This is a genomic window from Corynebacterium sp. H130 (assembly GCF_037572395.1).
In the GTDB taxonomy this organism is placed as follows: Bacteria; Actinomycetota; Actinomycetes; order Mycobacteriales; family Mycobacteriaceae; genus Corynebacterium.
This window is the reverse complement of the sequence record NZ_JBBHLA010000001.1, coordinates 82,644-109,422: the sequence shown is the minus strand read 5'-3', so window position 1 is coordinate 109,422 and position 26,779 is coordinate 82,644. Positions and strand designations below refer to the sequence as shown.

Annotated in this window: 18 protein-coding genes; 12 read left to right on the top strand and 6 right to left on the bottom strand. The window is 58.2% G+C overall.

What is annotated here, in order from left to right; translation table 11 throughout:
• The first annotated feature begins 13 nt into the window (after positions 1–13).
• The 7 genes from metH (at position 14) to WG939_RS00475 (ending at position 10,550) form a co-directional block, all read left to right on the top strand.
• Positions 14–3,541: a methionine synthase gene (metH, locus tag WG939_RS00505; protein ID WP_339981524.1), complete on the top strand. Its 3,528-nt coding sequence runs from the start codon at positions 14–16 to the stop codon at positions 3,539–3,541.
• Positions 3,542–3,552: 11 nt separating this feature from the next.
• Complete coding sequence (locus WG939_RS00500) at positions 3,553–4,230, top strand: HAD family hydrolase (RefSeq protein WP_339981523.1); 678 nt, start codon at positions 3,553–3,555, stop codon at positions 4,228–4,230.
• Positions 4,231–4,258: 28 nt separating this feature from the next.
• Positions 4,259–4,522: a phosphoribosyl-ATP diphosphatase gene (locus tag WG939_RS00495; RefSeq protein WP_339981521.1), complete on the top strand. Its 264-nt coding sequence runs from the start codon at positions 4,259–4,261 to the stop codon at positions 4,520–4,522.
• A 9-nt stretch (positions 4,523–4,531) separates the two neighbouring features.
• On the top strand, positions 4,532–5,377 hold the full coding sequence (hisG, locus tag WG939_RS00490) for an ATP phosphoribosyltransferase (RefSeq protein WP_339981520.1): 846 nt from the start codon (positions 4,532–4,534) through the stop codon (positions 5,375–5,377).
• A 485-nt stretch (positions 5,378–5,862) separates the two neighbouring features.
• Positions 5,863–7,302 (top strand): aspartate ammonia-lyase, encoded by a 1,440-nt coding sequence (gene aspA / locus WG939_RS00485; protein WP_445227841.1) that lies wholly within the window; start codon positions 5,863–5,865, stop codon positions 7,300–7,302.
• Between the two features lie 214 nt (positions 7,303–7,516).
• Positions 7,517–8,827 carry an anaerobic C4-dicarboxylate transporter gene (locus WG939_RS00480; protein WP_339981518.1) on the top strand — a complete coding sequence of 437 codons (1,311 nt, stop codon included), beginning with the start codon at positions 7,517–7,519 and terminating at the stop codon, positions 8,825–8,827.
• A 58-nt stretch (positions 8,828–8,885) separates the two neighbouring features.
• Positions 8,886–10,550 (top strand): formate--tetrahydrofolate ligase, encoded by a 1,665-nt coding sequence (locus WG939_RS00475; protein WP_339981517.1) that lies wholly within the window; start codon positions 8,886–8,888, stop codon positions 10,548–10,550.
• Here WG939_RS00475 and WG939_RS00470 read toward each other — a convergent pair.
• From WG939_RS00470 to WG939_RS00445, 6 genes are read right to left on the bottom strand one after another with little or no spacing between them, the layout of a single operon-like run.
• Complete coding sequence (locus WG939_RS00470) at positions 10,534–11,361, bottom strand: RecB family exonuclease (RefSeq protein ID WP_339981516.1); 828 nt, start codon at positions 11,359–11,361, stop codon at positions 10,534–10,536. The genes WG939_RS00475 and WG939_RS00470 overlap by 17 nt on opposite strands.
• Before the next feature lie 33 nt (positions 11,362–11,394).
• Positions 11,395–14,034, bottom strand: a complete 2,640-nt coding sequence (locus WG939_RS00465) for a DUF4132 domain-containing protein (protein WP_339981515.1) — start codon at positions 14,032–14,034, stop codon at positions 11,395–11,397.
• 55 nt (positions 14,035–14,089) lie between these two features.
• Positions 14,090–15,877 carry an SWIM zinc finger family protein gene (locus WG939_RS00460; protein ID WP_339981514.1) on the bottom strand — a complete coding sequence of 596 codons (1,788 nt, stop codon included), beginning with the start codon at positions 15,875–15,877 and terminating at the stop codon, positions 14,090–14,092.
• Positions 15,874–16,968, bottom strand: a complete 1,095-nt coding sequence (locus WG939_RS00455; protein WP_339981513.1) for a VWA domain-containing protein — start codon at positions 16,966–16,968, stop codon at positions 15,874–15,876. The genes WG939_RS00460 and WG939_RS00455 overlap by 4 nt, the downstream gene beginning before the upstream one ends.
• The gene (locus tag WG939_RS00450; protein ID WP_339981512.1) at positions 16,961–19,141 is read right to left on the bottom strand and encodes a DUF5682 family protein; all 2,181 of its coding nucleotides are present in this window, start codon (positions 19,139–19,141) and stop codon (positions 16,961–16,963) included. The genes WG939_RS00455 and WG939_RS00450 overlap by 8 nt, the downstream gene beginning before the upstream one ends.
• A 2-nt stretch (positions 19,142–19,143) precedes the next feature.
• Positions 19,144–20,265, bottom strand: a complete 1,122-nt coding sequence (locus tag WG939_RS00445) for an ATP-binding protein (protein WP_339981510.1) — start codon at positions 20,263–20,265, stop codon at positions 19,144–19,146.
• 56 nt (positions 20,266–20,321) lie between these two features.
• On the opposite strand from WG939_RS00445, the gene WG939_RS00440 reads away from it, so the two are divergent.
• The 5 genes from WG939_RS00440 to dop all read left to right on the top strand — a co-directional run bounded on the left by WG939_RS00440 (position 20,322) and on the right by dop (position 26,779).
• Positions 20,322–21,593, top strand: a complete 1,272-nt coding sequence (locus WG939_RS00440; protein WP_339981508.1) for a M18 family aminopeptidase — start codon at positions 20,322–20,324, stop codon at positions 21,591–21,593.
• A 10-nt stretch (positions 21,594–21,603) separates the two neighbouring features.
• Positions 21,604–22,443 carry a tRNA (adenine-N1)-methyltransferase gene (locus WG939_RS00435; protein WP_339981507.1) on the top strand — a complete coding sequence of 280 codons (840 nt, stop codon included), beginning with the start codon at positions 21,604–21,606 and terminating at the stop codon, positions 22,441–22,443.
• Between the two features lie 183 nt (positions 22,444–22,626).
• A complete protein-coding gene (locus WG939_RS00430) occupies positions 22,627–23,796 on the top strand; it encodes an HNH endonuclease signature motif containing protein (RefSeq protein WP_339981505.1) in 1,170 nt (389 codons plus the stop codon).
• Positions 23,797–23,800: 4 nt separating this feature from the next.
• Positions 23,801–25,333, top strand: coding sequence for a proteasome ATPase (gene arc / locus WG939_RS00425; RefSeq protein WP_339981504.1), 1,533 nt, complete (start codon positions 23,801–23,803; stop codon positions 25,331–25,333).
• A gap of 3 nt (positions 25,334–25,336) precedes the next feature.
• Entirely contained in the window at positions 25,337–26,779 is a 1,443-nt protein-coding gene (dop, locus tag WG939_RS00420) for a depupylase/deamidase Dop (protein ID WP_339981503.1), read from the top strand.

Below are 26,779 nucleotides of genomic sequence, written 5' to 3'. Positions count from 1 at the left end.
AGCTGTCTAGTTTATGAAGACTAGTACAGCTTTCCTCGACGCCCTGTCCACACGAATTCTCGTTGGCGACGGTGCCATGGGCACCCAGCTACAGGCCTTCGATATGTCTGTCCACCAGGACTTTCTCGACTTGGAAGGCTGTAACGAGATCCTCAACGTCACGCGACCAGACGTTGTGGCCTCAATCCACCGCGCCTATTTCCAGGCTGGCGCCGATTTCGTAGAAACCAACACCTTCGGGTGTAACCTGCCAAACCTCGCTGACTATGGCATCGCCGACCGCTGCGAGGAGCTTGCTCGCGAAGGCGCACGCATCGCCCGCGAGGTCGCTGACGAGTTTGACGAAAAATTCGTCGTGGGTGCACTCGGCCCGGGCACCAAGCTCCCATCGCTGGGACACGCGCTTTTCGACGAGCTGTCGCACCACTACTTTTTGGCTGCAAAAGGTCTCATCCACGGGGGTGCTGACGCAATTCTCATCGAGACCGCCCAGGACTTGCTGCAGGTAAAGTGCGCTGTTTTGGCTTGTCAGCGAGCCTTTTCAGAATTGGACACCCAGCTTCCGATCATGGTGCACGTGACAGTGGAAACCACCGGCACCATGCTTTTGGGTTCCGAGATCGGAGCCGCTCTCACCGCACTTGAACGACTCGGCATCGCCTCCATTGGCCTCAACTGCGCCACCGGCCCCGCCGAAATGAGCGAACACCTGCGCTACTTGTCCCAGCATGCTTCTATCCCGGTGACTGTCATGCCTAACGCTGGTCTTCCAGTTCTGGGCAAAGACGGGGCTGTGTACCCGCTCACTGCGCCGGAGCTTGCTGAAGCCCTCAGCGGGTTCATTGATGAATTCGGCATCCGCGCTGTAGGCGGATGTTGTGGCACGACTCCGGAGCACATCCGGATGCTAGCTGAGGCCGTCGATAAGCAGGCCACGAAATCCCCGGCAGTGGCTGCGCCCGAGGATCAGGTGTCGTCGCTGTACCATTCGGTGCCGCTTACACAGGACACCGGCATCACGATCATCGGCGAGCGCACCAATGCAAACGGTTCCAAGGCATTCCGAGAGGCCATGCTGGCGGGGGATTGGGAGAAGTGCATCGACATCGCGAAAGGGCAGACCCGAGACGGTGCACACCTGCTAGATGTCTGTGTGGACTATGTGGGACGGGACGGCAGACAAGATATGCACGAGCTTGCTTCTAGGCTGGCGACTTCCACCACGTTGCCAATCATGCTCGATTCCACGGAGCCAGCAGTGCTCGAGGCAGGCCTCAAGGCCCTGGGTGGTCGCTGTGCTCTTAATTCGGTGAATTTTGAGGACGGCGACGGGCCTAACTCCCGCTACCAGCGCATTATGAGGCTCGCTAAGGAGCATGGCGCCGCCGTAGTCGCGCTGACCATCGACGAGGAAGGCCAGGCGCGCACTGCCGACCGTAAGGTGGCCGTTGCGGAACGGCTCATCACCGACATCACGAATACCTGGGGACTGCGCGAGGAAGACATCATCGTCGACTGCCTGACCTTCCCGATCTCGACCGGACAGGAAGAGACGCGACGGGATGGCATCGAAACCATTGAAGCGATCCGCAGGCTGAAACAAAAGTACCCGAAAGTCCACACCACGCTCGGCCTGTCAAACATCTCCTTCGGCCTCAATCCCGCCGCCCGCCAGGTGCTTAACTCCGTTTTCCTCAACGAGTGCATCGAGGCCGGCCTAGACACTGCGATTGCGCACAGCTCCAAGCTCATTCCAATGAACCGCATCGACGAACGCCAACGCGAGGTTGCCCTCGATATGGTCTACGATCGTCGCACGCCGGACTATGACCCACTGCAGGTCTTCATGGAGCTTTTCGACGGCGTCGACGCCACCTCCGCGAAGGATGCCCGCGCCGAGGCCCTAGCAGCAATGCCACTGTTCGAGCGCCTCGCGCAACGCATTATTGACGGCGAAAAGCAAGGCATCGAACTTGACCTTGACCTTGCTTTGAAGGAGAAGGGCCCCATCGAGATCATTAATCAGGATCTCTTGGCCGGCATGAAGACAGTGGGCGAGTTGTTTGGCTCTGGACAGATGCAGCTCCCGTTCGTGCTGCAGTCCGCGGAGACGATGAAGACCGCCGTGGCGTATCTGGAGCAGTTCATGGAGGCATCCGATTCCTCCGGGTCCAAGGGCAAACTGGTGATCGCAACCGTGAAGGGCGATGTGCATGACATCGGCAAGAACTTGGTGGACATCATTTTGTCCAACAACGGTTATGAGGTGGTCAATCTCGGCATTAAGCAGCCAATTCGTGACATCGCTGCCGCCGCTGAGGAGCATGGCGCCGATGTCATCGGCATGTCCGGTCTGCTGGTGAAATCCACCGTGGTGATGAAGGAAAACCTGGAGGAGCTCAACTCCTTGGGCCTTGCTGGTTACCCGGTGCTCCTGGGTGGCGCAGCCCTGACCCGCACCTACGTTGAAAACGACTTGGACGAGGTGTACGACGGTGACGTGTACTATGCCCGCGATGCTTTCGAAGGCCTAACGCTCATGGACAACGTCATGGCTCTCAAGCGTGGCAACGTGAGCCCTGAGCAGCACGAAGCTGCCCGCGTTGCTGAGGCGAAGAAGGCCGAACGCAAAGCCCGACGCGAGCGATCCCTGCGTATCGCTGCGGAGAGAAAGGCCAACGCCCCTGAGGTGCACCTGCCGGAACGCTCCGACGTGGCACTGGATGTCCCACGGGCCACGCCACCGTTTTGGGGAACCCGCATTTTGAAGGGCATCACCCTGGCGGACTTCTTGCCGATGCTGGACGAGCGCGCCCTGTTCCTCGGCCAGTGGGGTCTCAAACCGGCCAAGGGTTCAGACGAAACCTACGAGGAGCTGGTGGAACGGGAGGGGCGCCCGCGCCTGCGGATGTGGCTGGACCGCCTCAAGTCCGAAGGCATCCTGGATCATGCCGCCGCCGTGTACGGCTTCTTCCCAGCGCATGCAGATGGGCAGGAGATCTTGGTTCACGCCGAACCGTCACTGGATTCTCCGGTGATCGAGCGGTTTGCGTTCCCGCGCCAGAAGCGAGGCAGGTTCCTGTCCATCCCTGACTACGTGGCACCGGACCGCATCGACGTCCTTCCGTTCCAACTAGTGACCATGGGACAGCCGATCGCAGACTTCGCCAACGAACTCTTCGCTGCCAACAACTACCGTGATTACCTGGAAGTTCATGGCCTCGGCGTGCAACTGACCGAAGCGATGGCTGAATGGCTGCACAGTAGGATTCGCGCAGAGCTCACTTTGCCGGACGGTACGAGCGTGGGTGACAGTGATGCGAATGATCCACGACGTTTCTTTGATTTGGATTATTCCGGCGCTCGTTATTCCTTCGGATACGGGTCTTGCCCAGACTTGGAATCACGCCGTGGCCTGGTAGAACTGCTAGAGCCGGAACGCATTGGCGTGACGCTTTCAGAAGAGCTGCAGTTGCATCCTGAGCAGTCCACTGACGCTTTCGTGCTGTACCACCCTGAAGCGAAGTACTTCAACGTTTAAGCTTGGGAGCTGTGTATAAAGCAATCCTGTGGGACATGGACGGTACTCTTGTCGATTCCGAGCCACTGTGGGGCATCGCCACATATGAAATGAGCGAAGCCGTCGGGCGCCGGCTCACACCAGAGCTGCGCGCCCGCACCGTCGGCGGTACGTTCACCAACACCCTCAACATCTGTGCGCAGCATGCAGGTGTCTCGCTCACCGAAGAACAGGCAGCCGGACATAAGAAACAGCTGTTCAGCCGGATGCATGAACTCTTCGCCACGAAGTTGGAGCTTCGGCCTGGTGTCAAGGAACTTTTAACCACCTTGAAGGCAGCTGGCACGCCGATGATGCTTGTCACGAATACGAATAGGGAACTGGCGGACCCCGCCATCGACACCATTGGCCGTGATTTCTTCGTCGGCACGCTGTGCGGCAACGAAGTAGGAAAAGGCAAGCCGGATCCGGAGATTTATGTGACTGCTGCTTCGCGCCTTGAAGTCGAGCCACAAGAATGCCTCGTGTTTGAGGACTCCAATGCAGGCATGGCCTCCGCTACCGCTGCCGGCTGCCGAGTTATTGGTCTGCCCGAACACGGAGGGGTACCGGAAGCTGCCAAAGACATGCGCCAGCTTCATGGAAGTACCTCCTTTCTAGGGGTAACTCCTGAGCTTCTTGCCTCGTGGTACGCAACTTTTAACAGCTAGCTCTGCCCCTCTGTGAAACAATGGGCGGGTGAAGAATTTTGACTCGCTCTTTGAAGAACTTCTGTCCCGCGCCGAAACTCGCCCTGAGGGCTCCGGCACTGTTGCTGCGTTAGATAAGGGCGTGCATCATCTGGGCAAGAAGATCATTGAAGAAGCGGGCGAGGTATGGATTGCAGCCGAATACCAGTCCGATGAGGAACTAGCCGAAGAAATGTCACAGTTGCTGTACTGGACCCAGGTCATGATGGTGGCCAGGGGACTGAAGCCAGAAGACATCTACAAGTACCTTTAAGGACTCACCATGCTCAAAGTTGCCGTACCTAATAAGGGCTCACTCTCGGAACGCGCAGTAGAGATTCTGCGGGAGGCTGGCTACGAGGGGCGCCATGATCCGAAGGCGCTGACCGTTCTCGACCAAACCAACAACGTCGAGTTCTTCTTCCTTCGCCCCAAGGATATCGCCATTTACGTGGCCAAAGGCCACCTTGACCTGGGTATCACCGGTCGCGACCTGGCTGCCGACTCCATGGCAAAGGTACGAGAGGTGATGCCACTGGGCTTCGGAGCATCGACCTTCCGCTATGCCGGTCCACGAAATGCTGAACTGACCGTTAAGTCGCTCGCTGGTTTGCGTATCGCCACCTCTTATCCAAACCTCGTGCGCGAGGATTTGAAGCAACGCGGCATTGAAGCGGAAGTCATCCGACTCGACGGCGCAGTAGAAATTTCGATCAAGCTCGGAGTCGCCGACGCCATCGCCGACGTCGTTTCAACCGGTCGGACGCTCCGGAAGCAGGGACTGGTCCCGTTCGGTCCGGTCATTTGTGACTCTGAAGCTGTGGTCGTCGCGCGTGAGGGCATCGAGCTACTCGACGCGCATAAGGTGTTCCTTCGACGCGTGGAGGGCATCCTCCACGCCCAGAATTTCCTCATGCTTGACTACAACATCAATAAGGACTTGCTGGCAGAAGCTACCAAGATCACCCCTGGCCTTTCTGGTCCGACGGTGTCGCCACTGGCCCATGAGAATTGGGTTGCGGTTCGTGCAATGGTGCCAACGAAGGATGCCAACAACATCATGGACCAGCTTTCTGTCCTTGGAGCTAAGGCTATCTTGGCCTCCGAGATTCGAATTGCGCGTATGTAGTTGCCTGAGCCCGATTTACCTCAAGACCCAGTCCGATTGATGGCTGGGTCTTTTTGCTTTTGGAATAGATTTTTTGAATATGTGGGTTTTGTTGGAAATAGGTACCCCCACAAAAGTTGATCAAGGCACAATCAACCAACCCCATATTTGCGCCGGTGACACACCCCCAAGTTAGGGCGAACGAAAAGAAGTACAGGATTGTCATGATTTCCATTAGGTAAATGTTGCCTGGTTAACAAACCCTTCAAAGCGCTCCGACCTGCAGTGTTGAACATTTTCACTTATGGTTCCTTAAGGATTGGGTAGGGGGTGGAAGTTCCCACCGAAATACGTGTGGAATCCCACATCTTGATCCGTCAAAAATGTCTGTTTCACCTTGGTTTCCTCACATAAGCTCGCTACTATTAGTTATCGAGGCCATTGGCCAGAACAATTGTGTTATAGCTCTCATTTTTATCCAGTCACTCGACAAGGAGATCATCACCGTGACCGAAGTAAACTTCTCGGAAGGCACTCGCATTGAGGAAGACCTGCTGGGAACCAAAGAGGTATCCAACGAGTTCTACTACGGCGTTCACACCCTGCGCGCAGTAGAGAACTTTGTCATCTCTGGCAAAACCCACAATGAGGTACCTGACTTCATCCGAGGCATGGTCCAGGTGAAGAAGGCAACCGCAATGGCAAACCGCGCCTGCAAGACGCTGCCTAAGGACAAGTACGAAGCAATCGTTTGGGCTTGCGACCAGATCCTCGAAGAGGGTCGTTGCATGGATCAGTTCCCAACCGATGCCTTCCAGGGCGGCGCCGGCACTTCGATGAACATGAACACCAACGAGGTCGTTGCAAACCTGGCCCTTGAGCATATGGGCAAGCCAAAGGGCTCCTACCATGACCTGAATCCAAACGACGACGTCAACATGGCACAGTCCACCAATGACGCCTACCCAACCGGCCTGAAGCTCGGCATCTTCCACGCAGCCACCACCTACGTCGCAGAGCTGCGCAACCTCGCTGAAGCATTCAAGGCAAAGGGCGAGGAATTCAAGAACGTCCTCAAGATGGGCCGCACCCAGCTGCAGGACGCAGTCCCAATGACCCTTGGTGGCGAGTTCTACGCATTCGGCCACGGCCTGTCCGAAGAAGCAGACTTCATTGAGAACGCCATCAAGATTCTGCTGACCACCAACCTCGGCGCAACCGCTATCGGCACCGGCCTGAACACCCCAGACGGCTTCCAGGACGCAATCGTCAAGGCACTTGCAGAGGTCACCGGCCTCGAGATCAAGGGCGCACCAGATCTCCTCGTCGCAACCTACGACAACTCCTGCTACATGCATGCACACTCTGCAATCAAGCAGTCTGCAATGAACCTGTCCAAGATCTGCAACGACCTCCGCCTCCTGGCTTCCGGTCCGCGCGCAGGCCTCAAGGAAATCAACCTCCCTGAGATGCAGGCAGGCTCCTCGATCATGCCAGCAAAGGTCAACCCAGTTATCCCTGAGGTCGTCAACCAGGTTTGCTTCAAGGTCTTCGGTAACGACACCTGCGTCCTGATGTCCGCAGAGGCTGGCCAGCTCCAGCTCAACGTCATGGAGCCAGCACTGGCTCAGGCAATCTTCGAGTCCATCGAGCTGCTGACCAACGCCGTAATCACCCTGCGCGAAAAGTGCGTCGTTGGCATCACCGCCAACGAAGACATCTGCCGCGCATTCGTGGACAACTCCATCGGCATCATCACCTACCTGAACCCATTCATCGGTCACCTCAATGGCGACAAGATTGGTAAGGAAGCTGCTGAAACCGGTCGTTCCGTCCGCGATCTGGTCCTCGAGAAGGGCCTGATGGACGAGGAAAAGCTCAACGAAGTTCTTTCTGTTGAGAACCTCATGAACCCGGTTTACCGCGGAAAGCTGTACGAAGACTAGATCTTCGTACTCGGGGCATGCTCGCTACTTGCCCCGCCTTGGGTAGTCCCTCCCAGTGAGAGCGATTGCTGGGAGGGGCAGCCCAAAAACTTGAACGTGACAACTCAATATCTGTGAAGCCTATCTACCACAAGGAGCTTCACACGCGTGATGCCTACTGCATTGTGACATCGCCCCACGTGCGAAGCTTCTTCCTCACCCAAGGGAAAGAACAGTGTTACTCGCACTACAAATCATCATCGTCCTGGGCGCCATTTTCCTCGGCGCGCGCCTCGGATCTATTGCCATCGGTATGGCCGGTGGCGCTGGCGTCCTGTTGCTGGGCCTGACTGGTGTTCCAGTCACCATCAAGGACATTCCATTCGACGTCATCGGCATCATCATGTGTGTTATCGCAGCTATCGCTGCGATGCAGAAGGCCGGCGGCCTCGATTACCTCGTCTACCTCGCAGAGAAGGCTCTGCGTAAGAACCCTAAGCAGATCACCATCTGGGCCCCAATCGTGACCTGGCTGATGACGGTCTTCTGCGGTACCGGCCACACGGCGTTCTCCACGCTGCCAGTTATCGCCGAGGTTGCTAAGGAGGGTGGCGTTCGCCCATCCCGTCCGCTGTCCATCGCAGTTGTTGCATCCCAGATGGCTATTACGGCATCCCCAATTTCTGCAGCCGTGGTCTTCATGGCCTCGATTATGGAGCCTCTCGGCGTTGGCTACGTTTCCATGCTGGGTGTCTTCTTGCTTTCGACCTTCATCGCCTGTGTCGCAGCTGCATTCATCACGAACTTCCTCGGCAAGGATCTCGCCGATGATCCTGTATACAAGGAGCGCCTGGCAAACGGCACCTGTAAGCCACCTAGTGGCACCCACGACTACACCCCAGTTAAGGGTGCTAAGGCTTCTGTGATGATCTTCCTGATCGCCATCATCCTGGTCATGCTCTACGCCACCGCCATCTCGGATCAGGTCGGCTTGATCAAGGAACCTTCCATCCCACGTAACGAAGCCATCATGGCCATCATGCTCGGCGCCGCAACCGTGATCACGATGGTCTGCAAGATCCCTGCCGACACGATTCTGCAGTCCTCCGTATTCCGTTCCGGTATGTCTGCCTGCATCTGTGTGCTCGGTGTTGCATGGCTCGGTACCACGCTGATCAACCACTACATCGAGGACATTAAGCGCCTGTCCGGCACCATCCTGCAGGACAAGCCATGGATGCTCGCAGTGGTTCTCTTCTTCGCCGCAGCTCTGCTGTACTCCCAGGCAGCTACCGCGAAGGCTCTGCTCCCAGCAGCTCTCGCCGTCGGCGTCAGCCCACTGGTTGCAGTTGCTTCCTTCGCTGCAGTTTCCGCACTGTTTATCCTGCCTACCTACCCAACGCTGCTGGCAGCAGTGGAGATGGACGACACTGGTTCCACGAAGATCGGCAAGTTCGTCTTCAACCACTCCTTCATCATCCCAGGCACCTTGGCGATTATCTTCGCAGTCGCCCTCGGCTTCCTGTTCGGTAGCTTCATGCTGTAACTCCTCCTGAAGGAAAATGGGCCCCACAGCGGGCCCATTTTTCATTAGATTTAAGGTTATGACCACTCTTACTGACGCAGATATCGCACGTGCTCACACGTTGCTTCCCATTGAAGAAATCGCAGGTCGCGCCGGTCTCGATACCGCGCACGTTGTCGGATACGGACGTGGCAAGGCCAAGATCGACGTAGCCTCCCTGCCACAGAAGCCGCGCAGAGGAAAGCTAATCCTTGTCACCGCGATGTCCCCAACACCAGCCGGCGAGGGCAAGTCCACGGTGCTCATCGGCCTCTCCGACGCCGTGCGTGCCACAGGTGCTAACACGATCGTCGCCATCCGCGAACCATCCCTCGGCCCGGTATTCGGTATCAAGGGCGGCGCAGCTGGTGGCGGTTACGCTCAAATCGTGCCGATGGAGGATATCAACCTCCATTTCACGGGCGACCTCCACGCCATCGCAGCCGCAAACAACACCCTCGCTGCCATGATCGACAGCCACATCCACCATGGCAACGAGCTCGGCATCGATCCTCGCCGAGTTACCTGGCGACGCTGCCTTGATGTCAACGACCGTTCACTGCGCAACATCATCACCGGCCTCGGCGGACCAGCTCAAGGCACGCCGGCTGAATCCGGTTTCGACATCACCGCTGCCTCCGAAATCATGGCTGTACTGTGCTTGTCGCGCGATCTCAAGGACCTCAAGGAACGGCTCGGCCGCATCGTCATCGGCCAAACCTACGACCGCACCCCGGTCACCGTCGCAGATATTGGCGCTCAGGGTGCACTCACCGCCTTGCTTCGCGACGCCATCAACCCGAACCTCGTACAGACCCTTGGAGGCACGCCAGCCTTTGTTCACGGCGGACCTTTTGGCAATATCGCGCACGGTTGCAACTCAGTCATTGCCACCGACACCGCACTTCGCCACGCCGACATTGTCCTGACCGAAGCGGGATTCGGCTCGGATCTTGGTGCCGAAAAGTTCTTTGACATCAAGTCTCGCACCGGTGAGCTCGATATTGCCGCAGTCGTCGTCGTCGCCACGATTCGCTCCCTAAAGTTCAACGGTGGGGTAGCAAAGGACGAACTGGGTACCGAGAACCTTGAGGCTCTGGAAGCTGGTTTGGTCAACCTTGAGCGCCACTGCGCCAACGTGCAGAAGTTTGGCCTCACCCCAACCATTGCCTTAAACCACTTCGTACAAGACTCCGATGCGGAGGTCGAGCTTGTCCAGAAGTGGGCCGAGAAACGAGGCCTTAAGGCAGTAGTAACCAAGGTCTGGGCAGAAGGTGGCGCAGGAGCGAAGGAACTGGCTGACGTGGTGCTGGCTTCGCTCGTCGAAAAGCGCAGCGCACCGTTGTACGATCCTGCCGCGGGCACGATGGAGTCGCTGCGTACTGTGGCTCGGGAAATTTATGGCGCTGCGGACGTGGAGCTGAGCGCTGCGGCCCAAAAGGATCTTGAGTACATCAAGACCAACGGCTGGGACAAGCTTCCGGTCTGTATTTCGAAGACACAGTACTCGTTCTCTGATGATCCTCGTCAGCTGGGCGCACCGAGTGGGCACACCCTGCGAGTGAGGTCACTGGTACCACGCATCGGCGCCGGCTTCATCGTCGCTATGACTGGCGATGTGATGACTCTACCGGGCCTGGGGAAGAAGCCTGCTGCGCTCGGTATCGACGTGACAGAAAACGGCGAAATTACTGGCCTGTTTTAGCATCGGCCGTACTGCCCGGCCAGCCAGGGTACTCAGGGGGAGTACCTCCAAAGGCCGGGCACAGGTGCTGGTGGTTGCACCAGCCACACAGCTTGGAGGTCTTGGGGCGGAACGTTCCTTCTTTACCGTCCCCCTCAATCTTGGCCCACAGCTCACCCAAATCCCGCTCGAAGAACTCCAGCTCTTCTCGTGAAGGGGTGAGGATCAGCGAGTCCATGACCTTCAGGTACATGAGCCTTAGCTGCGTTGGAATTTGGTCAAATAGTCGCCAATAGACCAGGGCGTAGAAGCGCATCTGGAACTGCGCATCCTGCGAATACTGGGGGAGCGGCTTCTTGCCGGTCTTGTAGTCGACCACACGCACCTCACCAGTAGGGGCAATGTCGACACGGTCAATGAAACCGCGGACCGGGACTCCATTAGGAAGTACCTCGTCGACGTACATTTCGCAGTCGTGCGCGTCGAAGCCCTGTGGGTTTTCCATCTCAAAGTAGCCACGCAGCAACGTGCGACATTCAACGAGGAAATCGTAGAGCTCGTGCTCCGGAACAAGCTCCTCGAGTTGATCATCACTCGCGCACATCTGCGCCCAATTCGGCTTCAGTCGCTTCACCGCCGCCGGATAAGTGCGCTGCTCCCGAGGCAATTTGTGCATCTCCTCGAGCACAGCGTGGACGAGGGTGCCCTTCACCTGAGCAACCGTGCTCGGCTCCGGGAGCTTATCGATGGCCCGGAACCGGTAAAGCAGCGGGCACTGCTTGTAATCGGAGGCGCGGGAAGGGGAAAGGGCGAGAAGCTTCTTAGACGGCATAGTTCCTCCAGTGTAGCTTTTCACCCCTGGTTTCTATCCGCCGGCAGCACGGACCGCAGCGATAATCTCGCTTGCGACCACACGAGGGAGCTCAGACCACTTCACGAACTCCCAATCCCTCGAAATTGTGCCAGGATGCTTGCCAGGTACATGACCATAATCGAGTTCAACAGCGTCCTTTTTCCCAGCCACCAGATAGACACCTTCAATACTGACCTGATCATCCATGTAGTCGAAGTCGATTGAAAGATAATCGAATTGGAAAACTGCGGTCACGTTCGCGTTGTCGAAATAGCGGTAGTAGAGGGAGTAACCGCCAGCGTCCAGCACGGCACCTCTATCCCAGCCACTTCGCTTGAGGGAACCAACCATCCTGCGAGAATCGACAAGTCCCTGCTCCACGCCTTGCAGGACAAGATGATCCCCTTGATCCGCTGGTAGCTCATGAATCTGGCGCGAGAGCTGCGGGAACGCCTCCTGCAGCTCAAAGTCAGCCTGCACCTCGCCCCACTCGGCCTTCTCCATGTCGCTGAGATCGCCCGGGTGAATGATTCCTACGGTTGAATCTGATACGTCTATTGGCTCGTCACCGGCGTCAATAAGCTCGCCAGATTCATCGAGGCGACCGAGGCCGACGCGAGCGTCGTCGCGATAAATTCCCCACACGATGCCCGCCAACAACGAGCGCACCAGGGGATTCGAAGCAAAGAAGTTTGCAAACTCTTCGCCGGTCCAGCGACGACCCGAAATCATTGCTTGCTCAAATCTGATGGCTTGGAGCTTCGCCGCAGACGTCAGCCCCTTCTTGAGCAGGGAGTATTCCTTCTTGGAAGCCGCGGCAAGCTCTTGGTCATCTGACTTGTTTGGCGCGGGGAGCGAGGCCTTCGGCTTTCCAGTCGGACGCCCATCCTCATCCAGCAGGCGGGCGACCACCTTGCACTCCGGAGTCAGCGTGGCAACGAAAGAACGCGGGCCATAGGAAAACACGCGCCTTCCAGTGGAATCGAGGCCGCCATCAGGGATAATGCGGTCCTCAAGCTCATCTCGGGTGAGCCCCTTGGTCTCAGCAATCTCGTCCATCGCCTCGGCTGCGCGTTTCTTGATTCCGGCAAACTTGACCTTGGAGGCGATGCCAGAGATCTGCTGCAGCGCGAGATCACTGCCCACGTTACGCAGCGCATCAAGGCCATGTGTCGCGCGCTTGTGCTGCGACTGTCCCGGCCATTCCCGAATCATCGGGGTCAGCTGAAGCACAAAGCCATCGCCACCGATGCAGCCCGAACCTGTCATGAGCCACTTGTCCTTCGCCGGAGCACCATTGTCTAGCCAGCATTCGAGAAGCTCGGTGGCAAACGCATCCAAGGTGGTTGGTTGCACGTTGTCCCGCAGCGCCCGGAGAATCGGCAGATCCCGGTCTTCCGTCTGCAACGCAGCCAGCAGCATTTTCACCTCGGGTTCCATTAAGCGGGCACCTCCGACAACCAGCGGAGGCAACGCTGAAGGCTGCGCATAGACAGGCAGCTTCTTGCCCTTGCCCTTATATACGGCATCCGCCCACCATGAGGTCGACGGATCAAAGGCCGGGAGCTCAGCTTCCGCCACGATGTCGTCGATGAGGGCAGCCAGCGTGGAACATACAGTGTCGCGGTATTCCCGCAGCTTTTCGACGTCCATCGACCGCAAGATCGGCTGAACAGTCTTGGCTTCCTCATGATTGAGATCGGCATTCAGAATCAGCTCCGTATTCTTACGGAGCCAGTCCATCGCGCCCAGTGCGTGTTTCGTGGTCGCGATCTTGGCGAAGAGTGGGACGGCGCCCGGACCTTTCAGTCGTGCGCCGATGGTCTCGATGATTGGCTTGGCTTCGTCCTTGCTTCGCTCGCTCAGCTGCTGGACGAACGCGTCGAAGCCGACGGAACCTGTGTTGGCGAGCCACAGCATGGCGTATTCAGGCCTTGTCACGATGTCGATGATGTTCGCTAGCTTGGCGCGATCTTCCGGGGTGGGAGCAAAGTAAGCTGTCCAAGGTGCGTGCAGGGATGATGGCTCACCAGCATCCGCTTCTTTTAATGCTTGGTTAATGTGCGGAACTGTTTCTGAGGCATCTCCGGTGAAAATGGCTCGCAGATAAGCAGCCTGAATAATGTTTCCATTACCCAGGTGTTCAGTCCTGTCGGCCGCTCGGGTTAAGTCGTAGAGCTTGTAGCGTTGATCAGCAGTAAGCCGATCCCACACCAATCGCCAGCCGAGCGAGATCACGACGTCCGTCCTGTTGTAACGCTTCACTCGGAACTGGCCGTTGCAATAGTCCTCAACAAACCCCTCCGGGTCCGCCGCGTAGCGGAGCAGCACCATCAACGGTTTAGGTGGATCGGTCACATGCCACCAATCAGACGCCGATGGATCCCTGTGCGAGCGATCTGCAAGATAATCCAACCAAAATTGCGCTTCCTCTTGCGAAGGGAAACCGTTGACAGGAGGCTCACTGAAATTCCAGCCGAGCAGCTGACGAGAGTTGGAAAGGTGCTTTGCGATCTTGTCGGCCCTTGCTCGGGCAGTGGCCGGATCAAAACCAGTGGACTCCGGAACCTCTACCTTTCGGCTTAGATCCCACACCTTTTCGTACCAGCGCAGTTCAAGCCCCAGTTGATCAACAATATTGGTTTGATTCATGCGCCCTATAGTAACCAAGGTCACTGACGTTGGCAGCCGATGTTAACTACGGTTTTCAAGATAGGGCAACAGCCCACAGCAGCTTCCTGATCGAGGCTGGGCTGTGCTCGTCGACAAGCTCGCCCAGCCATGTTGCACCAGAATTCCGCAGCTTGGCTGCCCGGGTGGGGAAGAAGTGAGGGTCGCGTTCGAGACGTTCAGTTCCTGCGACCAGAATGTGCTGGAGTGTTTCCTCGGTGATTTGCCGGACCCGGAATAAGGCATCTGCATCCTTATCGAACCCGTCAGCGGACAGTGCAACGCCAGCCGACGCCCCTCGCGCAAGGTGGGGCTGAATGATGGCATGTTCGCCAACGAGCAGCATCGGATTGAGCACTTGTCGTCCATGCTCACTGTGCCACCTGCCGGAGAGTTGCACCTGCTTTCCACTATGTTGCGCACAGAATTCCTCCAGTTGCTTGTGCCCCGCAAACGTGCGCGAATTCGGAACGAAGGCCAATGTTGCGCTATCTCCGGCTTCATCCGTCAGCTCAGCAACAAAGGCCCGCGTGATGGGATCGATCCGCCAGTTAGATATGGTCACCCCAGTTACAGCGCACATTCCGTGTCCTGCTCCTCGAATCCCCAACGCCGCAGGCACGTCATCGTCGAAGAGCTCGGCAAATCCACTGGCCACCCACGGCGCGAACAGTTCGGTTAAGGCTGGGGAGGGGAACGCCTGGCTTTTGTACCTCGTTGTGTCGAGCCGACCACGAGCGTCGCGACGGCCGCCGCTGACCATCACTTGGCCGCTGCCCCACTGTGACAGCATCATTCCGCCGAAGGTTCTGTTCCCGATATCGGCGACATCACCGTCAATGACAGTGTGCACTGTAACTGGGGAGCCACTTCTGGCGTCTACAAGGTGTGCCACAACCTCGCAGCCGTCGGGTAGGTCGAGCACCTCTGTCCCTAGCCCGATGAATGTGGACCTGGACAGTTTGACCGGTTCCGCTTCCACGCCCGCCACGAGTCTGTGGGGAGTCGCAGGCTCAACGCGCTGCAAGCTGGCCAGACGTGTCGCGAGTTCCGCGACCAACGAAAGCAATCGTTGCGGGTCAAAAGAGCAATCGCGTGCAGCTCGTCGCTCCTGCAGCGCGATGATGGTGTCTGCGATGTCAGCTAAGTGAGGAATACCGTTGTCTAGGCACCGCTGTCGCACTCGGATCCAACCGGATTTCAATTGCTCATGGCTTGATTCGATACCCACTGCGCACAAGAGGTCAAGGTGCTTTTCGACGTCACTAAGCACGTCCGGATCAGGGTGCCATTCATCATCTCCCACTGCACGGATGGGATGTTCAGGTGCGCGCAACAAAGCTAAGGCTGGCGCTACGTGCCGACAAGGGTCCGGGTTCGCACAAGTGCACCGCGCATAATCCAGGTTTGTGCCTTGCAGAAAGCGCACAGTCACCGGTTCTGGGTACACCATGCGCACGATGTGGATGCCGTTCCGCTCGAACACCGTTCCCAGTGCTGGATCAGTAGTTTCTGGCTCATTTGAAGCAGCTGACTCGGCGATCGGCTCCGAATCCAGATGAGCATTTTGATAGGCGAGCACTGCTGCGACGATATGGTGGCAGCTCGTCGCTTTGGTGCATGTGCACGTCCAATCTGGGAAAGGCCGACCCACAGTGAGATCACAGGTGTGCTCGCCGACGTGTACCTGGACATGGCCACTTTCGTCTTCGAGCCAGGTCACTTCAGTAGCCGATAGCTGTTTGTGTGCGCGCCTGAGTGTGCCTCGGTTGGTGAGGTCTTCCAGCACCAGCTCGCTGAGTCCAATGATGTCTACCCGTGTCATGCCATTACCTCCGCTACCCAGTCAGCAAGCTGAAGCGGAGTCATCACTCCGACATGTGCGCCCAGACGCGCCAGTGTTTTGCCGCTAAAGACGTCGTAGCTGCCCGCACCCTGCTGATCCAAGGCACCAAGGATGAGGACCTTTACTCCGGAGTTCACCAGCCTGCGTACTGCCGACTCCATCCGGCCAAACCGGCTGCCTTCGTAGAGGTCCGAAATAAGAACCACCATGGTGCGACTCGGTGTGTCCACGAGCTGTTCAGCGTACTCGAGAGCCCGATAGATGGCGGTACCGCCGCCCAGCTGCACTTTCATCAGAGCTTCCACGGGATCGATGACATCTTGGCTGAGGTCAACGACTTCTGTATCGAAGGCAATGAGCCTGGTGTCCAATGACGGCAACTCAGCAAAGATCGCCGCGCTGACCGCAGCATGGATCACCGAATCAACCATCGAACCGGATTGGTCAACAGCAACGATGATGCGCCATTTCTCCCAGTGCCTGCGAGATCGAGAAGAGAACAGCGGATCGCTAATGACTAGCTGGTTTCGCTCAGGCGAGTAGTTCTTCAGGTTTGCCCTGATCGTTGCCTTTGCGTCGAAGTTGACGGCAATCTGGCGTCGGCTCCTACGATGCGGGTCTTTGCGCCCGCTGAGCGATTCGCGGATTTCGCTGCGGATCTTCTCCATCATCTCCTTGACCACAACGTGCACTATCTCACGGGCAAGATCCAGCACCTCGTCCTGCATGAGATGTTTGGTCTGCAAGATGGCCCGCAACAGCGCTGCCGACGGCTCAATTGAGCGAAGCACCTCTGCATCCGTGACGAGTTCTGCCAACCCATATCGCTCAAAAGCGTCGCTTTCGATCCGTTCACACACCTCTTTGGGGAAAAGATCGCGAATCGCATTGATCCACGTAGGTACATTGAGCGTCGAGGGCCCAACGCCGCCAGACATGCCGACTGTTTCTCTGGAGTAGAGAAAATCTAGGGCTTCAACACGCTGCTCATCGGCGCCGTCTAGTTCACCGAGAACCTCGGCGCCTTCACCGAGAATTAGACGCCAACGGGCCATCCTTTGATCAGTCATTTTCAGCTCCTAGGAAGGTACGTATCCGCGCGCGCAGGTTCTCCTCCCACGCCATCACCTGAGCTGCTTCCTCGACGGTTGCATCGAATGCTTGCATCGCTGTTGAGGCTTGTTCACCAAGAACTTGAACAGCGATTCCGGCTCGTTCTCGAGGTGGATACGCTGAAAAAGCGAGTCTTAGACCCGGTAGAGCTGCCAGGAAGTCTTCTTGGCCCATGTCAGTGATCGCAGCATCCAATGCAGCAACAAACTCGGGTTTTCGCACCACAAGTTCCCGAGCCACTCGTAGGAGCCCATAGACAAAATCGCCTACGTTTGCGGGATCGGAAATTTCCTTCAGTGCTGTTGTGATGGATTCGCATGACTCATCGTTGCTCATCACCCACAGCGCGCCCGTCGCGGCGCCACGCACCGCGGTCGGTTGAGATGGATTCTTTGTGGTGGCTTCCATGGCGCTGCGCCACAGTGCAATGGATAGCGATACATCGGCGCAGCGCTCGAGAACTGCCACGGAACTCAAGATTGCATCTATCACTGGTTTCGAGGCGTCGGGAGCTGCGGGTGGCAGAGCTAGCAGCAATTCGCTAAAACGTCGATGCCCAACTCCAATCAGATCGCCGACCGCCGGCGACTCGACAAAGGCGAAGTTACGGAAACGATGGACGTCAACCAATGTTTCTAGTGCCTTCGCCAACGCAGGCAATTCTGTTGAAGTAGCAATCAACTCTTCACAGCGTGATCGGACCTTCTGGATGAGGGATACGACGCCACAACGCACCGCTGCAAGCAGCAGTTCAGCCACACGTTCCGGATCGTCCTCCACCTTCGCCAAGGACTCGAGCACTCTTGTGGTCACGGCTTCTTCCCGGCTTCCGCCATAACGCGACGCCTCGACCAGAGTTGACTCGAATTGCGGGCTCCACTCGATTCGCCACAGCTCAGCACCGGTGAGATCTGGGTCAGTGTCCAGCACAAACCCGACAACTCCCAGTGTTCCCAAACTATGGAGTAACTGCGACTGGGCGGGAGAATCACGGACGTTTAGCTGCAAAACTCGCGCTTCAACCTGTGGCATGAGTCCAAAACGCTGCAGTTCTTCCAACACACCAATGACGAACGGGGGCCTGGTGCTGCCGGCTGCCAAGGCACCGACTTCGTTGCCCCGCAACAACTCTTCAATGTGTGCAACGAGAGGGTGCTGCTGGCCACGATCGTCTTTCACTAAGCACATGGTCATCGCATCTAATAGGTCCGTGCGCCACACCTCCGGATGCCCACGCAGTGCCGCGAGGCCCTTAGCAGATGTGAGCACCGCGATGGCGTCAGCTACGGAAACGCGCTGGTTGCGGTTCCGCAAATCCGAGATGAGTGTCCTGAGTAGTCGCTCAGCGGTGTGGTGGATGCCGTGGCTGCGGTCGTCGAAAAGCGCGGCGTAGAAGCCTGGGTTCGGTTGGCCGGCGCGGTAGCCACGGAGCGCGTCGAGAGCAGCGTAGGAGGTTGGCGTGAGAGCGCATCCATAACGGGGATCCGTGGGCGGATGCCAGGGGGAGGGCTCGGTGTGCCGCGCTAGTTCGGTGCGTAGTCCCTCGATATGGGCGGCGCCACAGATGACGAGGATGGTGCCGTTGGTTTCCGCCATGGTCTCCCTGATGCGATCGGCCATGAAGCGCTCGCGGGAAAGGGTTGCCTCGTCGGTTGAGCGGAGCATCGCCCCGAAGGTTTCCATTCGGGTGCAGTATTCCGCGTAGCTGAGGTCGGCTTGGATATCGATGAGTTCATCGATCGCCGCGTCAATATCGTCCACGCCGAGACGTCGCAGCAGGTCATCGGGGATCTTTGCGCTGCTTTCAGCATTGCGTGACTTCAGATAAAAAGGCGCGTCAATGAAGCGGACGGGAATGTTTCGCTCCGCGGCCGTGCGAATCGCTTGCCACTCGGGTGAGTAGGAGCTCAGCGGATAGTAAACTCCTCGGCGTCCCTCGCCATCCGGCGCCCACGAATAGATCATGATGGGCAACGTGTGATCGAGTGCGAGCTCGGGCATGTGCTCATTGAACTCGGTTGGTCCCTCGATGAGCACCGCAGCCGGCGGACGGGTCCTGATCCGCTCCGCGACCAGAAGCGCGCCGGTGGGCGAGTGGTGCCTCACCCCGAAAAAGTCAATGTTGCGCATGGCTAACGAGCAGCGGGCTTATCGACGCCGCCAAGCTGCAAATACTGGTAGGCCTCCTGCCGCAGTGGTTCCTGCGATAACTTGAGGTGCCTTTCGGCGTATGCCCGTAACTTGGCTTTGTCCTCCTGATCGTCTTTGAGTGCTGTTCCGATCAGGGAGGCTGCCAGCTCTTTTCCACCTGGATTTCCGGTGCCGAACCAAGCGGATTCTAGCCCTGCGGCGACGCCCGTGGCCACTGCTTCCGCAGTCGACATGGCTGACCCAAGACGTTCGACGCCCTTATTTCCAGCACCGCCGTGGCGAAGCTCACGGAAGATCTCCACCAGAATCTTGGTGAATTCCGGTGGCAGACCATGAGGAATACCAGCCCGCTGCAGCGCATAGTCAGTTTCACGCTGTACAAGGAGGGTTTCTGTCCTCGCGTCCGAGATTGCGCCGATGGTCTCGAAGTTGAATCGTCGCTTGAGAGCAGCAGACATTTCATTGACGCCACGGTCCCGTGTGTTGGCAGTAGCGATGACACCGAAACCTTCAATCGCGTGCACACTGCGGTGTGCGCTGTCGAATTCGGGGACAGTAAGGACGCGGTCGGACAGAATTGAGAGCATTGCGTCTTGCACCTCTGGAGCGCATCGGGTGATCTCCTCAAAGCGCACCACTGAGCCCGTGGTCATCCCTTGGTACATCGGCGCAGGAACCAATGCCTTCTCGCTTGGCCCTTCCGCAAGGAGAAGTGCGTAGTTCCAGGAGTATTTGATTGCGTCTTCGGTTGTGGCGGCCGACCCCTGAATGGTGAGCGAACTGTCACCTGAAATCGCGGCTGCCAGCAGCTCTGAGAGTAGCGACTTTGCAGTGCCAGGCTCACCGATCAGCATCAAACCACGGTTCGTCGCCAAGGTGACCACACAGCGTTGAATCTGGGAAAGCGGTCCGATGAACTTTTGTTCAATGTAGTCCGCTTGCCCAGGCCTGCCAGTTCCCACAATGAACTCGACCACGGCGGGCGCAGACAATGCCCATCCCTTTGGCCTCATCCGACCGAGCTGGCGGTCACGCTCCTTGAGGATGCGAAGGTCCGCTGCGTATCGAACCTCTGCCGGTGGGCGCTGGAGTTGCTGGGCCATCGCTGCTTGTCTTCTCCGTATTAGGTAGCTTTGGGATATTGCCGTCCATTATTGCCATGGAAAGTAGCAATCGTGGCAAGCTAGATGGTATGTCGCTTGTATCCTTTATCGAATCTTCACCTAGCTCGTATCACGCCGCATCAGTAGTAGCAGCTATGTTGCGTGACGCTGGTTTTACTGAGCAATCAGAGTCGGCGTTATGGTCAGGTGCCCCTGGTGGTCATTTCATGGTTCGCGACGGAGCTGTCATGGCGTGGAAGATTCCTTCTGGTGAGCCTCGAGGATTCCGCATCGTAGGCTCCCACACCGATTCCCCAGGCTTTAAGTTGAAGCCACGCGCAGACCTTTCGGCTGCGGGGTTCCAGCAAGCTGGCGTTGAGGTCTACGGTGGACCAATCATCGCATCATGGCTGGATCGTGAGCTGCGTTTTGCCGGTCGCATTGTGCTTGCCGACGGAACGTCGCGGTTGGTTGCGACCGATGCCGACTTCCGCATTCCGCACCTTGCTATCCATCTGGACCGGAGTGTCAATGATTCGTTGACTTTGGACCGCCAGGCCCACACCCAGCCGATTTATGCGGTGGGTGCTACAGAGACTTCGGTGCTTGATCTGGTCGCAGCGGCAGCGGGCGTTTCCGTTAGCGACATCGTGGCGCACGATCTGATCACCGTAGATGGTCAGCCGGGTGCCTTGTTCGGCTTGGACGACAAGTTCATTGCGGCCGGTCGCATGGACAACCTTTCTTCTGTGTGGGCATCCCTGCAGGCTTTTCTGCGTGCATCGGCGAGTGACGATGTTCTCGTTTTTGCCGCCTTCGACCATGAGGAGATTGGCTCCGCGACAACGACGGGCGCAGCCGGTCCGATCCTGGAGACCGTGCTGACCCGCACCGCTGCAGCATTGGGCTGTGGCTACGAGGAAACTCAGCAGATGTTTGCCCGTTCTACCTGCGTTTCTGCTGACGCTGCGCACTCAATTCACCCGAACTACGCTTCCCGCCATGATCCGGTGAATTACCCGGTTCTTGGCGCCGGCCCGGTGGTGAAGGTGAACGCAAACCAGCGCTACGCTTCCAACGCAGTGACGGTGGGGATGTGGGAGCGTGCCTGCAGGGTCGCTGGCGTGCCGTCTCAGGTCTTTGCCGGAAACAACAACAGCCCGTGCGGCTCGACGATCGGCCCGATCACGGCAACTCGACTCGGCATCGAAACGGTCGACGTGGGAATTCCGCTGCTCTCCATGCACTCCGCACGTGAGTTGGCTCATGTGGACGACATGGCGTGGTTCGAGGAAGCGCTGTTTTCCTACTTGACCCTGGCCGATTAGACTACAGCGCATGGCAAATACGGGACCTTTCCAGGTGGGCGACCGCGTCCAACTCACGGACGCGAAGCGTCGTCACTTCACGATCATTTTGGAGCCTGGGGGAGAGCTACACACCCACAAGGGCATCATCGAACACGACAAGATCATCGGCGCCTCGGAAGGTACTGTCGTGGAGTCTGCGATGGGTGGCCAGTGGTTGTGCTTCCGCCACCTCCTCGTCGACCACATCCTCTCCATGCCACGTGGCGCCGCGGTCATCTACCCAAAGGACACCGCGCAGATCCTGGTGGAGGGCGACATCTTCCCAGGTGCCCGCGTGCTGGAAGCAGGCGCAGGTTCTGGCGCTCTTTCCATGGCGCTGCTCCGTGCGATCGGACCGACCGGCGAGTTGATTTCCTACGAGATCCGCGACGACCACTTGGAGTACGCGGAGTCTAACGTCGATGGCTGGTTCGGTGGTAGGCCTGATACGTGGTCACCACGCCTTGGCGACCTGCGTGACGTCACCCTCGACGACCTCGGGGGCAAGCCCGTCGACCGCATCATCCTCGACATGCTCGAGCCATGGGAATGCCTCGACGTCTGCTCCAAGATTCTCGTCCCCGGCGGCGTCTTCATGACCTACGTCGCCACCGTCCCACAGCTCATGAAGGTGATGGAAGGCCTCCGCGAGCTCAAATGCTTCACCGAACCAAAGGCCTGGGAATCCCTCGTCCGCGAATGGAAGGTCGAGGGCCTAGCCACCCGCCCTGAGCACCGCATGAACGCCCACACCGCGTTCCTGATCTGGGCACGCAGGCTTGCCGACGGCACCGTCGCCCCACGCCCACAGCGCCGCGGGCGCCGCTAGGTACTTTTTGAATTGGCCCCTTTGGGGGTCATTTCTTTTGACGTCCGTGAGTTCGCCGACCTGTTCTATTGTTTCGTTTGTTGCCATTGTTGTTACAGGTGTGTTAGTGGCCTAAGTTATTTTGATTAGATCTTGTATTCTAATTTCTTTTCGGTAAAATGGAGGTCATAAAAAGGGGGTGTCATGATGAAGCAGGCCATCGCATTACTGGAGCGCGCGCTTCAGTCTCCGCCGGACCTCGAACTTTTCGGGGACGTGATGAAATTGAAGGAAGTCGTCGCAAAGCTAGAAACACGCCTTGCTGCCGGACACTCCCGCCGCGACCTGGAACGCGCCGGTGCCAGCACCTCGGAGTCGTATCGCATTGAACGTCGCGCCAACAACTGGTGGAACCCAGGAGTTCACGTCGAACATCAAGATCTCATCCTGGGCGCCATGGAAAAGCTGTCTCCATCATCAGAGCGACACACCGAGATCTACCAGTTGGCTGCCGACGCTGCCTTGAAGTCCACCCCACGCCAGACTCATGAATACACAAAGAAGCTGGTCCGGGAAGAAAACGAGCGCCTGGCGAAAGACCCTTTCGAGGCCTACCGTCAACGTCGATTCTCCTTGGGAACTCAGGACGAACATGGTGGCTGCAAATTCAGCGGATATGCGCCAGCCGCGACCGCCGCATTATTTAAGTCCCTGCTGGACCAGGCGTTTCGCGCCGATCAAGCAAAGCAGTCAGAGGACGATGTTCGCACCATCACCCAACGCGAGGCCGATGCATTCGAGCAGGTCCTACGCTGGGCGTCCAGCGACCGTCGCTCCCACACCGGACACTGCTCCCTGGTGGTCAGCGTCACCGAAAACGACGAGTTCGATTGGCGCGCCAAGTTCGGCACCAACGCAGGCATCGACCTGAACCTTTTCGACATTGACTACCTCGGTGGCGACAACATCATCGACTACATCCTGGTCCACGACCACAACGGTGCCGTAAAAAGCCTGGTCACTGGCAACAGATCGGCGAGCTTCTACCAACGAATATCCCTGTTCGGTCGGGACGGAGTCTGTCAGCATCCGGGCTGCGACGAATCGGCAAGCAGATGCGATGCACACCACGCCGTTCCATGGGTGAGGGGCGGGCCAACCTCAATAGACAACTTGATACTCCTGTGCCCGAAGCACCACCGGCTTGTCGACGACAGCTGGCTCGAAGACCACTTCGAGCTAGAGCTCGGCCGTGCCATCATGGTCAAAGCAGACGGAACAAGAACTCGCAATGAGTCACCAGCCGCCCAACAAGCCGGGAGCTGGCAAGTCGTGGACGGCAAAACACGCCGAATAGCCTTCACGCTATCGTAGATACATGACCATCCCAACGCCCGAAGAAGCGCAGCACGCAGCCGAAGTGCGTCGCCTCAAAGGCCAACTCCGCGAGCTCGCAGACCGCAATACCAAACTCGCCGAGCTGCTGAAGGCATCCCGCGACAAACTCGCCCTTCTCTACGAAGAAATCGAAGGCCTCAAGACCCCACCTTCCACCTACGGAGTATTCCTCGACTACGCAGAACGCGGGCGCGCAGCAGAAGTCTTCACCGGAAACAGGCAGATGCGCCTGATGATCGACCCAGCGTTGGAACCCGAATCCCTCCAACCCGGCATGAAAATCCGCCTCGGCGAAGGATCCATCGTGGTCGAGGCCTGCGGATACACCGAAGAAGGCACCCTCGCCACACTCACCGAGCGCCTCGGGACCGACCGCGCCCTCATCGCCAACCAGGCAGGGGAGGAACAGGTCATCCGCCTCGCCAGCGCACTACTCAAGCAGGACCGCAAGCCCCGCCCCGGAGACACCCTCCTCGTCGATCTCAAGGCCGGTTACGCCTTCGAGGTCATCCCGAAGACCGAAGTCAGCCGCCTCGCACTGGAAGACGTTCCCGACGTCACCTACGCCGACGTCGGTGGCCTCGACGAACAAATCGAGCAGATCAAAGACGCCGTCGAGCTCCCGTTCGCGCACCCGGAGCTCTTCAAAAACTACGATCTACACCCGCCTAAAGGTGTCCTGCTGTACGGCCCGCCGGGCTGCGGCAAAACAATGATCGCGAAGGCAGTAGCACACTCACTGGCCGAAAGACTCGGCGTCACGGGCGGATCCTACTTCCTCAACGTCAAAGGCCCAGAGCTGCTCAACAAGTACGTCGGCGAAACCGAACGACAGATCCGCCTCATCTTCGAGCGGGCCCGCGAGCTAGCTGCCGAAGGTCGCCCAGTCATCGTCTTCTTCGACGAGATGGAATCAATCTTCCGCACCCGCGGGTCCGGCGTCAGCTCAGACGTCGAAACCACCGTGGTGCCGCAGCTGCTCGCAGAATTGGACGGCGTCGAGTCGCTCTCCAACGTGATCGTCATCGGCGCCACCAACCGTGAAGAGCTCATCGACCCCGCCATCCTGCGCCCCGGTCGCCTAGACGTGAAAATCCGCGTCCAACGCCCCGGAAAAGCGCAGGCCCAGGACATCTTCACCAGGTACCTCACCGGCAACATTCCGCTCTCCACCCGCCCCGAGGTACTCATCCAGGAAGCCACGGACTACCTCTACGAGGACAAACCCTTCGTCGAGCTCACCCTGCAAGATGGCACCACGGAAACGCTCCACTACCGCGACTTCGTTTCGGGAGCGATGATCGCCAACATCGTCGGCCGCGCCAAAAAGTTCGCCATCAAGGACGAGCTCGACGGTAAGGCTTCAGGCATCAGCCAAGAGCACCTGATCAGGGCGATCGACACCGAAAACAAAGAGAACGAGGATCTGCCGAACACTTCCAATCCAGACGAGTGGGCGCGCATCACCGGTCGCCACGGCGGCAAAGTCATCCAAGCGAAGATTGTGGGGTAGCACATGCCAAGATTCATGGGAACCGAAACTGAATACGGCATCGCCACCCCAAGCGATCCGCTGCTCAGCCCGATCATCACCTCGACTCACACGGTCGTGGGCTACGCGGCGTCGATAAGCGCGCGACGAGCCCGCTGGGACTTCGAGGGCGAACACCCGCTGCGTGACCTGCGAGGATTCGACCTCAAGCGCTACCACACGGTCCCGGTCATCGACCCGAACGCAGTGGGTGTGGCGAACGTCGTGCTCGGCAATGGTGCGCGCTTTTACGTTGACCACGCGCACCCGGAATATTCCGCGCCTGAGACCACGAACGCGTGGGACGCCATGCTTTACGACGCCGCCGGCGACGTCATCCTGCGCGAGGCCGTAGCGGCCGTTGCGGCACTTTCCAGACAGGGTTTGTCGGCGCTGGATGGGCATGAGCCGTGCCCGGAGCTGAAGATCTACAAGCACAACGTGGACGGCAAGGGCGCGTCCTACGGCAGTCACGAGAACTACCTGTACTCAAGGAATACGGACTTTGATGAGCTGGCAGCAGCGCTGATTCCCTTCTTTGTCACGCGGCAGGTGATTATCGGTGCTGGTCGCGTCGGGATTGGTGCCAGGGGAGAGCAGCCAGGCTTTCAGATTTCGCAGCGCGCTGACTACATCGAAACGGAAATCTCGCTGGAAACCACGCTGAACCGCGGCATCATCAACACGCGCGACGAACCGCACGCCGACGAAGAACGCTTCGGTCGCCTGCACGTCATCATCGGCGATGCGAATATGTCGCAGACCTCGAACTTCCTCAAGATGGGCATGACGGCGTTGGTGCTCGATGCAATCGAACAGGGTGTCTCGTTCGCTGATTTGGCGTTGAAGGAGCCGGTCGCGGAGGTTTCCAAGGTGTCCCGAGATCTGACGCTGACGCACAAGCTGGAACTGAAGGACGGCCGTTTCCTCACCGCGTTGGAGATTCTGGGCGTATACCACGCACGGGTTGCTGCAGGCTCTCGCGAGCATCAACTCTGGGGTTCCGTCATGGAACTTCTGGCAGACGATCCGCTGGGGACCAGCCACCTCCTGGACTGGACCGCGAAGCTGGCGCTGATGCAAGGGTTCATCGACCGCGGCCTGACTTGGGACAACCCCAAGATGCAGCTCATTGACCTGCAATACTGCGACATCGACCCAGCGAAATCCCTGTATCACGCGCTGGTACGCAAGGGGCGCATGCGTACTTTGGTGAGCGAGGAAGAGATCGCCTACGCCGCGAAGAATCCGCCACTGGATACTCGCGCCTACCTGCGAGGCACCCTCATGCGTGACCACAGCGAACGCGTCAGCGCCGCTAGTTGGGACAGCATGGTCGTCGATGAGCAGCGCATCAGCATGCCCGAGGTCGATTCCTACACCGCCAACGACCCCCGCGCCCTAGACTTGATCCAAGGAAAGGACTAA